The sequence below is a fragment of the Streptomyces mutomycini genome (assembly GCF_001700505.1).
Lineage (GTDB): Bacteria > Actinomycetota > Actinomycetes > Streptomycetales > Streptomycetaceae > Streptomyces > Streptomyces mutomycini.
In genome coordinates this window covers 1-1789 of sequence record NZ_MAPV01000334.1, presented here as the reverse complement: position 1 = coordinate 1789, position 1789 = coordinate 1, and the positions used below count along the sequence as shown (strand labels likewise).

Annotated in this window: 1 protein-coding gene; it reads left to right on the top strand. The window is 74.0% G+C overall.

What is annotated here, in order from left to right:
• The first annotated feature begins 365 nt into the window (after positions 1-365).
• A complete protein-coding gene (locus tag BFF76_RS30270; protein ID WP_053930575.1) occupies positions 366-1754 on the top strand; it encodes a PAS domain-containing protein in 1389 nt (462 codons plus the stop codon).
• Positions 1755-1789 lie beyond the last annotated feature (35 nt).

Sequence of the window (1789 nt, the reverse complement as noted above, 5' to 3'; positions counted from 1 at the left end):
CAGTCACCGACCCGCAGGCTCGCCGGTAAGTCCGGCCGGCTCCTCCGCAAGGAGGGACCAGAGCCTGCGGGTCGGTGACTGCTTGGGATTGGCCGGCGACCGGCCTGCACTGCAAAGAGCGCGACGACGGGCGTCAGCCCGCGGTCACCTCACGAGTCCGAGAAGAAATCACTTCCGGAACACCTCCTTTCGCGTGTACCCACAGCGTAGGAACCTCCCCCTCGGCCGCACAAGCGGATTAACGGGCCATCGGTGTACCCCGGATTTCCTGGAAGTGGCTGTGCGGTGGCTCACGTTCGAGTTCAATGGTCTGACGTGCGGTAATGCGGAACGCGAAGCGGAATACGTCCTGCGGGAGGTACGGAGTGAGTGCGTCCAGGAGCACCGGGACCACCGACGCGCTCGGGCCCGACGAAGACCCCGGACGGGAGCCGTCGGCGGCGGCCGTTCCGGGGTCCAGGCTCCTCGCCGCGCTGCTGGACGGCATGGACGCCGCGCTCTGCGCGTTCGACGCGCACGGCACCATCACCCACTGGAACCGCGAGGCCGAACGCGTCCTCGGCTGGACCGCCGCGGAGGCCGTCGGGCGGCGCGGCTTCGCGGGGTGGGCCGTGCGGAGCGCGGACGCGGAGGACGTACAGGGCCGGCTGCTGGCGGTCATGGACGCGCCCGGGCGGCAGGTCCACGAGTTCGCCCTGCTGCGCAAGGACGGCGGGCGCGTCCTCGTGCGGACCCAGTCGTCGGGTGTGCGCGGCGAGGACGGCAAGCCCGCCGGGGTCTACTGCGCGTTCAGCGAGGTGCACGCACAGATCGATCTGGAGCGGTCCATCGCGCTGAGCGAGGCCCTGTTCGAGGACGCGTCCTGGGGCGTGGTCCTCGTCGACGTCGACCTGCGCCCGACCGTGGCCAACGCCTACGCGGCCCGGGCACTGGGCGGCAAGCACACCGCGCTGCTGGGACGCCCGCTGGGCGAGCTGATCGTGCAGGGCGTCGAGGACCTGGAGGGTGCGCTGCAGCATGTCCTCGCGGAGGGCCCGCCATCAGCTCCGGCCGAGCTGTGGGTGACCCTGCGGACCTCCGAGGGCGACCGGCGGCGCTGCTGGCGCAGCGGGTTCCTGCGCCTGGCGTCGCCGCTGGCGGAGGAGCCGGTGCCGCTGGGGGTCGGCTGGCTGTTCAGGGACATCACGGCCGCGAAGCTCGCGGAGAAGGACGCCGACCGGGTGCGCTTCCGCGCGAACCAGTCGTACCGGGCGGCCCGCCAGGCTGCGGAGTGCGAGGACCCGATGGAGGCGGCGACCACGTCACTGGACTACGCCCTGGCGGGGTTCGCCGACCACGTGGTGCTCGATCTCCTGGTGGACCTGGCGGCGGGGGAGCGGCTCGTACGGGCCGCTGCCACGCCGTCCGACGCGCCCGGGCCCTGCCTGCCGGTCACCGGCGGCCCGCTCCCGGTGCGGTACGCGCCGGGGCATCCGGCCCTCCAGGCGGTGGAGCGCACGGGCTCCGTACGTGCCGCGGCTCCCGCGGGTGCGGGTGCCGCGTGGGCGGTGGAGCACCAGTGGCCGGGCGACGCGGTGCACGCCCTGTGCGCGGTGCTGCGGAGCCGGGGGCGGACGCTGGGGGTGGTGACGTTCCTGCGCGCGGCGAACCGCGGCGCGTTCGAACGGCCCGACGTGTCGTACGCCGAGAGTGTGGCGGTGCGGGTCGCCTCCGCGGTCGACCTGGCCCGGCTGACGGGCGGGGCGGACGACTGAGGGGCAGGCCCCCGGCGGGGCGGACGGCCGGGGGC